This is a genomic window from Corynebacterium sp. KPL4035 (assembly GCF_037908325.1).
Lineage (GTDB): Bacteria > Actinomycetota > Actinomycetes > Mycobacteriales > Mycobacteriaceae > Corynebacterium > Corynebacterium kefirresidentii.
The window spans coordinates 152,868-161,442 of record NZ_JBBMGF010000005.1; the positions used below are offsets into that span (position 1 = coordinate 152,868).

At 55.4% G+C, this 8,575-nt stretch carries 4 protein-coding genes; all 4 read right to left on the reverse strand.

What is annotated here, in order from left to right; translation table 11 throughout:
• Nucleotides 1–30 precede the first annotated feature (30 nt).
• The gene (locus tag WMP96_RS06720; protein ID WP_301716753.1) at nucleotides 31–864 is read right to left on the reverse strand and encodes a class F sortase; all 834 of its coding nucleotides are present in this window, start codon (nucleotides 862–864) and stop codon (nucleotides 31–33) included.
• 155 nt (nucleotides 865–1,019) lie between these two features.
• Nucleotides 1,020–5,630, reverse strand: a complete 4,611-nt coding sequence (locus WMP96_RS06725) for a VaFE repeat-containing surface-anchored protein (RefSeq protein ID WP_340432508.1) — start codon at nucleotides 5,628–5,630, stop codon at nucleotides 1,020–1,022.
• Nucleotides 5,631–6,364: 734 nt separating this feature from the next.
• Nucleotides 6,365–6,688 carry a malonyl-CoA-ACP transacylase gene (locus WMP96_RS06730; RefSeq protein WP_239205399.1) on the reverse strand — a complete coding sequence of 108 codons (324 nt, stop codon included), beginning with the start codon at nucleotides 6,686–6,688 and terminating at the stop codon, nucleotides 6,365–6,367.
• A gap of 371 nt (nucleotides 6,689–7,059) precedes the next feature.
• Nucleotides 7,060–8,352, reverse strand: coding sequence for an adenylosuccinate synthase (locus WMP96_RS06735; protein ID WP_301716751.1), 1,293 nt, complete (start codon nucleotides 8,350–8,352; stop codon nucleotides 7,060–7,062).
• Between the last annotated feature and the right edge of the window lie 223 nt (nucleotides 8,353–8,575).

The following is an 8,575-nucleotide window of genomic DNA, read 5'->3' on the forward strand; positions in this document are numbered from 1 at the left end:
AATTCCACAGGGCGCCTGAAACATTTCCGCCTAGGCTGCAGGAGCCTCAGCCGGAGCCTCCCCTGCCGGCTGCTCGGCGGGCTGCTCCGGCTCGCCTACCGGCTCCGCTACGGTAATGATGTTGTCCTCATAACCCAGTGCGCCGCCAACAAACTGGCCGCCGCAGGTAATAAGAACCAGGCGGTTCTCGCCTTCCTTATCATTGACCACATCCGGGAAACCGGAACCCTTGGGCAGACGGTACGGCGCCTCGGTCACGCGGAAGGTGCGCTCCTGGCCGTCGATGACCACGGTGAATTCCTGGTCCTTCTTCAGCTTGGTGAACTTCTCCGCATAACCGGTACCCTGGCCCTGGTAGTTAATGTGGCCGGTAATCACACTCGAGCCCACATTGCCCGGCTCACCCGGCACTGCGGAGGCGGAGTACCAGCCCACGCGGGTGACGTCGTGCGGCGGAAGCAGCACGCCCTGGTCCGTGACCTGTACGGGGTCTACGGCCGCGTACTCGCCATCGATGCCCACGGACATGCCTTCAAAGCCCTTGAATTCACCAGGCGCGGCCTCATACTCGTGCTCCTGCTGGCCCGAATCATCCACAAAAGCATCGGACTTCGGCCCAGATTCCTCAGGGGCACTCTCGCTGGCCACCGTCTCCGGCGCCGAGCCGGCCTCATCTCCATCATCGCGCGCCAGATACAGCACTACCTGCAAAAAGATCAACGCCACAACAATGATGGCCGCGATAATAGCGATCAGCTTGCCACGACCCATGCCCCGCTTGCCGACGCCCCCTTCTTCCCCACTCGCCGGATACTGCGAAGCGCCGTTTTCCTCCGGCTGCTCTGGCTCCCTGTGCTTTCCCATAGCTAGCTTCCTTCACTTCCTCGATTTCTCTACCCTGTGCAGGTTATATGCAAATCCCCTCCAGCGTGTGCAGTCACACCCTGGAGGGGATTTTTGGTGTTTAAGTCTCAACCCCGGTGGGGCGACCCGGGGGGCGCCTCACCGATGCTTATGGACTACTTGATGTAATCCTGCATACCCGGCTCAAGCTCGGTTGCGCCGGACGGTACGGACTTAATCTCAACGCGCTCGGCGTTGGATGGCAGTGCGTTGCCAGTCTCTTCAGGTTCCTGACCCTGGACCTCGACGCCGCGGCCGTTTCCATTGTCAGAGTTGCCGCCCTTAGGAGCGTCCTGACCCTTGACCTCGTGACCATTGCCACCATTGTGGTTGCCGGTGTTGTCACCGTGGCCGCCATTGTGGCTGCTGGTGTTGTCACCGTGGCCACCGTTGTGGTTGCCATGATCCTTGTGGTCGAAGTGATCCTTGATGATCTTGCCCAAGCCGATGCCCGGAATCAGGATGAGCCACCACTTATTGTCCTTGGAGGAACCGTTAGAGGATCCACCGTTGGAGGTGTCATCGTCAGGATTGTCCTGATCCTCAACCTCGTGGGAAATCACGGTCTGGTCATCATCGTCGATGTCCTTATGCTCAGCGATGTGGTTCGGCTTCTCCGGAGTAGTACCCGGAGTCTCCTCACCCTTGTCGTTGACCTCAGTGGAGGTGAGCTCCTCGAAGGCAACCGCAGCCTGGACAGGCTCCTTCACATCATCGTTCACGGTAATGGTCACAGGGACCATGCCGTGGGACTTCTCCGGAGTGAAGGTCTTCTCACCGGTACCCAGAACAGACTTGCCATCCTTCTTGTTAATGAGCTCAGCCTTCAGGGTGTATTCCTTGCCTGGAACCAGACCCTCGTAGGTCACCTCATCAACAATCTTGGCACCAGCAATAACTGCGTGGGAACCCTTCTCGAAGTCAGCGTTAGTGGTGATCTTCGGGGTCTTCTCAGAGCCCTCGGAGGTCACAGTCTGGTCATCATCGTTGATGTCCTTGTGCTCACCAACCGGATTCGGGTTGTCCTCATCGGCAGGCTTATCCTCACCGTGCTTATCCACCTGAGTGGAAGTCAGCGTCTCGAAAGCAACCGCAGCCTCAACCGGCTCAGTTACCTTCTCATCGACAACGATGGTGACAGCCTCAGTGCCATTAGCCTCATCCGGAGTGAACTTGTGGCCCTTGGTCTCACCCAGAACAGTCTTACCGTCTTCCTTGGAAATCAACTGAGCGTCCAGAGTGTATTCCTTGCCTGGAACCAGACCCTCGTAGGAAACCTGGTCCACAACCTTGGCACCAGCAACAACCTCACGCAGGCCGCCCTCGAAGTCCGCATTAGTGGAAACCTTCGGGGTGTCCTTCTCGTCGTTGTCACCAGGGGTGCCCGGTTCGTTAGGCTCGGTCGACTCAGAAGGCTCGCCCGGCTTCTCCGGAGTAGTCGAACCGCAATCCGAAGGCTCGTCAGACTCAGAGGTCTCGGAAGCCTCAGAGGACGTGGTCTCTACAGACTCAGACTCAGACGGCTCGCTGGACTCAGAGGAAGACGGTTCCTCAGACTCGGAAGGCTTCTCGCTCTCAGAGTTACCCGGCTCCTCAGACTCACAAGTCTCGTCGCCGTCACCAGGCGTACCCGGAACTTCTTCCTTCGAGGTGGTGGTCTCCGGAGCAGAGGTCTCCGGCTCATCCTCGGAGGTCACAGTCTGATCCTCATCATCGATGTCCTTGTGCTCAGCAATCTCATTCGGATTATCCGAAGAAGCATCCGGAGTCTCCTCACCGAACTCATCGACCGCAGTAGAAGTCAACTCCTCAAACGCAACCGCAGCCTCAACCGGCTCAGTCACATCATCGTTGACGGTGATGGTGACAGGCTCCTTGCCTTCGGACTTCTCCGGAGTGAAGGTAGCTTCACCCTTGCCCAGGACAGTCTCGCCATCGGCCTTGGAAATGAGCTCAGCCTTCAGAGTGTATTCCTTGCCCGGAACCAGACCCTCGTAGGAAACCTCATCAACAATCTTGGCACCAGCAACAACCTCATGAGAACCATCCTCAAAATCAGCATTCGTGCTGATCTTCGGAGTCTGCTTAGAAGTTACAGTCTGATCCTCATCATCGATGTCCTTGTGCTCAGCAATCTCATTCGGATTATCCGAAGAAGCATCCGGAGTCTCCTCACCGAACTCATCGACCGCAGTAGAAGTCAACTCCTCAAACGCAACCGCAGCCTCAACCGGCTCAGTCACATCATCGTTGACGGTGATGGTGACAGGCTCCTTGCCTTCGGACTTCTCCGGAGTGAAGGTAGCTTCACCCTTGCCCAGGACAGTCTCGCCATCGGCCTTGGAAATGAGCTCAGCCTTCAGAGTGTATTCCTTGCCCGGAACCAGACCCTCGTAGGAAACCTCATCAACAATCTTGGCACCAGCAACAACCTCATGAGAACCATCCTCAAAATCAGCATTCGTGCTGATCTTCGGAGTCTGCTTAGAAGTTACAGTCTGATCCTCATCATCGATGTCGCGGTGTTCGGTAATCTTCTTCTCTTCGTCAGAGTTCGGAGTTTCCTTACCGTTCTCGTCGACCTGCTTGGAGTACAGGTCCTCGAATGCGACAGCAGCCTTGATGACACCCTCAACATCGTCGTTGACCTTGATGTCAACAACCTGCTCCCCGGCAGACTTCTTCGGGGTGAAGGTTACTTCGCCCTTGCCGACGACATCGTGCTCACCCTCAGCATTCTCTGCCTTGTTACGCAGCTCAGCCTTCAGGGTGTATTCCTTACCTGGCACCAGGTCGGTGTAGGTAACGGTGTCCTTGACGGTGACGCCAGCCTTTACCTGCTTAGCGTTGTCAAAATCAGCGTTGGTCTTAATGGACGGGGCCCACTTGGTGTTAACGGTCTGCTTCTCATCGTTGATGTCTTCGTGAGTAGCAATCACGTTTTCATCGGTGGAGCCAGTGGTCTCGTTGCCGTCCTTATCTACCTCGGTAGATACCAGCTTCTCGAAGGCAACCGCAGCGTCAACAGCAGGATCTGCCTTGTCGTTGACAGTGATCTCGACGTCCTTCTTGCCGGCGGACTCTTCCGGAACCAGTTCCTCGGAGCCTTCACCCAGTACGGTTTCGCCATCTGCCTTGGAAATCAGCTTCGCCTTCAGGGTGTACTTCTTGCCCGGAACAAGGTCCTTATACGTCACAGTGTCAATAACCGTGGCGCCCTTCTCTACACGGTCGCCATCCTTAATCTTGGCCTCCGTGTGGATCTCAGGGTTCCACTTGGTATTGACGGTCTGCGCCTCGTCATTAATGTCCTCATGCTCCGCAATGAAGTTGCCATCGCCAGAGTCGTTCGGGGCATCCTTGCCGCTCTCGTCCACCTCGTGGGAGTACAGCTTCTCGAAAGCAACGGCAGCAGCAACTGGCTTCTCCAGCTGCTTATCGACGTCAATCTCTACCTCAACGTCGCCAGACTCACCCTTAGCTTCAAAGGTCTCAGAACCGGTACCAAGAATAGCGTGCTCGCCGTTCTCGTCAGCAGCCTTGTTACGCAGTTCAGCCTTCAAGGTGTACTTCTTACCCGGAACCAGATCCTCGTAGTGAACTTTGTCCTTAACGGTGGTGCCAGCAACAACCTGCTGCTTGTCGCCTTCAAAAGAAGCCTCGGTTCCAATCTTCGGCTCGAGGTTCTTCTCCTGCTCTTCAGTACCGGGAACCGGAGCGGTCGGCTCGGTTACCTTGGTGGTCTCCTCAGGGGAGGTCGGTTCAGTAGTGGAATCTTCAGGAGTGGTTTCCTCAGTGTTAGACGGCTCAGAATCGGAAGTCGTCTCACTATTAGGGGTAGTTTCCTCACCCGGATTCTCAGGAGTGGTCTCATCGGACGGATTTTCTTCCGTCTTCGGAGTCTCCGGAGAAGTAGTAGGTTCCTCAGTTTCACCTTCATCGTCGGGCAGACCCGGCTGATCCGGCGGCATTACTCGCTGCATGCCTGGAGCCCTGTTCCCACTCTTATCAACCGGAAGAACCACAGTGACGAAATAGTCTTCAGGTTGCTCAGGAATCTCTGAAACCTTCTTGAAAGAAGGGCCGCCACCATTTTCGTTAGTTCCCGGATTATAAGCGCTCTCAATCTCAAGACCCGTTAGATCTGTAAACTCTTCCATAGAGCCATTAAAGGTCGGAAAGTTGACTAGACCATAAGGGTTCATGTACTTGGGATTTTGCCCGTTGATGGTATAGGCGGCCGCAGTCCTGTTATCCGGACGTTCACTTACCAGCGCTGTCATGTATACCACATACGTACCCGCAGCGGCCTTATCCCCAGCCTCGATGGCCTTTTGCCACTCGAGAGCTAACCGAATCACAGCGTCCCGATACTCGGAAGGAATGCTCAATTTTGTCGCGTTGTCCTTCGAGTACAAAACGCTAGTTTTGTTATTTGGGTACTTGTCAAGGGGATCTATACACCAAGCCCATCCCACGTCGTTATTTGGGTTTGCCTGCGTGCCATCCTTAGGGGGACCTGCCCACGTCAGAGAGCCCCACGCCTGGGCGTCGGTGCCTACATTAACCCTACCGCCCATCTCTTCGTTTGGCGTAAAGTCTGTCGGCTCAGCAGCCTCTGCTTTACTACCCGGAACGGTGACCATGGCCGCGATTACCGCAATTGCAGCAAGCACTGCGGTAAAGACCATCCACCCCTCTCGGGATATGCTTCTTAATTTACTCATTCTTTCCTCTTCGAGCGGTACAAATACTTACATTCGTTTTCCTGTACAGCGAGTGTTTTCGCTGAGCAGAACCTGAAATTGAGACTTGAACACACTGCGGTTAATCAGGGTTTTGAACCCGAACCTGAATTAACCCTTATTGTGCTCTCAGGATAGTATCACGGGAAAATTTAAGGCGCCAGCCAGAAAATATTAGAAAACTACACGTTATGCAGGATTTCTAATCTCATACCCGCAGGTAGATGCGTTTATTTTTACGGCCAACCTAGTATTAAATACATATGTTCGACGCCCGCTACGCGCTTTCTAAGGCTAAAGAGTTACGCCGGTAGCTTAACCAATACTAAGATTAGATTTAACTAGACCCATGTAAACACTTCCATACGCTGCGTTTTATCTAACTTCGTGCAAATTCAAGAGAGAGATTTGCACGGACTTTCTTCGCATTACTCCGGAATTATCCATAGAAAGTTGGTGTTACAGGTGTGACTGGAGAGCGTTCGATAGGGTGCACGCACGTTCGACATACTAGACATGCAGTAAGCCTTAACCCCCATTGCCATTCACCTTCAAGAAGGCATATGTGAGCAAAAACTCTACCTAGGGTTGCCACAATCACACTTAGGGGTCTCGCACATGGGTGAGGGAAAATTGGGCAAAGAAAAATCCGCACGGGCGTCGGCAAGCGTATGCTTTACCGAGGCCGCAGTGCGGATCCTGAAATGAATTAAGTCTTAAAGAACAGCAGTGACCTGGTAGCCCTTTTCCTGCAGGAGCTGGGAAACTGCCTCAAAGGTATCGCCGTCCTTGTCCGAGTTGTAGGTCTCCGGGTTCAGAGCAATATTGGCGGTGTCGCCCTCGTAGCGGACGCTGATGAACTCGTAGCCGGCTTCGGCATGGGCGGCGTCGATAAGAGCCTGCACGTCGTCGGTGTTGCCCTGCTCAGCAACAGCAACCTGCTCCTGCTCAGGTGCCGGCGCAGCCTCCTGTGCCGGGGCGCCCAGCCCGAAGAAGCCCATAATCGTGGCTAGCAGGCCGCTCAAAAGCTTAACAATCATTGAAATAACTCCCTGTGTTGAAATACGCGGGAATTGGGCCCGCGAAAGCTGAAAACTCTCTGCACTTAAAGCGAACTTAACTTTAGATGAGTTTTTGGTTATGTTCAACAGGGAAGGACCTATGCCGGCATGTCACGGTCTTGCGAGCAGCTTAAAGGGCACTGAAATGCCACAGCGCCCGTGCTCCGTCTCAGGGGCGGTACACGGGCGCTTTCGCTCAATTAGGGCTAAATCCCTTAGAGGGACCAAGAGCTAGGTGGGGATAGGAACCTTTGTTGTCTACTAGGAGGGCTAAAAAACATCGTGCAGAGAGCCAAGTCAGCTGTGCTAGAGGGTGGGGCTCTCACACCACGCTAATAAGGACTACATCCTTACTGGTCTTCCATCACATCGTGACGCACGATGGTCTGGTCGCGGCCAGGGCCGACGCCGATGTAGGAGATGCGGCAGCCGGAGAGTTCCTCTAGGCGCAGGACGTAGTCTTGGGCCTTTTGCGGCAGCTCTTCAAAGGTGGAACATTCGGTAATGTCCTCGTCCCAGGCCGGCATGGTCTCGAAAATGGGCTCGGCGTGGTGGAACTCGGACTGGGTAAGCGGCAGTTCGTCGTAGCGCTTGCCGTCGACGTCATAAGCCACGCAGATAGGAATCTCACCAATGCCGGTAAGAACGTCCAGCTTGGTCAGGAAGTAATCGGTGAAGCCGTTCACGCGGGTGGCGTAGCGCGCAATGACGGAGTCGTACCAACCACAACGGCGCTTGCGGCCGGTGTTCACACCAATCTCGCCGCCGGTGGTCTGCAGGTACTCGCCCCACTTATCAAAGAGCTCGGTGGGGAACGGGCCAGCGCCCACGCGGGTGGTGTAGGCCTTGATGATGCCCAGCGAGGTCTTGATGCGGGTTGGGCCAATGCCCGAGCCCACGGAAGCACCACCGGCGGTCGGGTTAGACGAGGTCACGAACGGGTAAGTGCCATGGTCCACATCCAGCATGGTGGCCTGGCCACCCTCCATGAGTACGTGCTTACCGGACTCGAGGGCTTTGTTGAGCTCGAGCTCAGCATCGATAACCATCGGGCGTAGGCGATCGCGGTAGCTCAAGAAGTAGTCCACAATCTGGTCTGCCTCGATGGCCTTGCGGTTGTACATCTTCACCAGCATCTGGTTTTTAATGTCCAGCGCAGACTCGACCTTCTGGCGCAGGATGGACTCATCAAAAATGTCCTGGACGCGAATGCCAATGCGCGCGACCTTATCGGCATAGGTCGGACCAATGCCGCGGCCGGTGGTACCAATCGCGCGCTTGCCCAGGAAACGCTCCTGCACGCGGTCGAGCGTCTGATGGTAAGGGGCTACTAGGTGCGCATTGGCGGAAATCTTCAGGCGCGAGGCATTCGCACCGCGGGCTTCGAGGCCATCAATTTCATCAAAGAGCGCCTCGAGGTTAATTACCACGCCATTGCCCAGCACTGGGGTAGCGTTCTCAGACAAGATGCCGGCCGGCAGGAGCTTCAGCTCATATTTATCGCCGCCTACCACGACGGTGTGGCCGGCGTTATTACCGCCGTTCGGCTTGACCACGTAGTCAACCTTGCCGCCGAGGATGTCGGTCGCTTTGCCCTTGCCTTCGTCGCCCCATTGGGCGCCGACAATGACGATCGCTGCCATTGTTTAGTCACTTCCTCATTATTGAAGCCAAAATACTCTCCAACTTTACACTTTCCCGGCCAAAAAAGCGCGCGTAGCATGGTGCGCATGCGTTTTTTGTTCCTCCGCTGCGGCGCCCCGGACATCCCCATGCCCGCTGAGGCCCATGATCTCTCGGCCATTCCTACCCGCAAAGAGCTCGCGCTTATCGACGCCTTCCTATCCCCCCTCCTTCCCACCGACC

What these genes read in the sequence shown, in the direction of transcription:
- WMP96_RS06735 (WP_301716751.1), bottom strand. Translation starts at nt 8,352, where the DNA reads ATGGCAGCGATCGTCATTGTCGGCGCCCAATGGGGCGACGAAGGCAAG.
- WMP96_RS06730 (WP_239205399.1), bottom strand. Translation starts at nt 6,688, where the DNA reads ATGATTGTTAAGCTTTTGAGCGGCCTGCTAGCCACGATTATGGGCTTC.
- WMP96_RS06725 (WP_340432508.1), bottom strand. Translation starts at nt 5,630, where the DNA reads ATGAGTAAATTAAGAAGCATATCCCGAGAGGGGTGGATGGTCTTTACC.
- WMP96_RS06720 (WP_301716753.1), bottom strand. Translation starts at nt 864, where the DNA reads ATGGGAAAGCACAGGGAGCCAGAGCAGCCGGAGGAAAACGGCGCTTCG.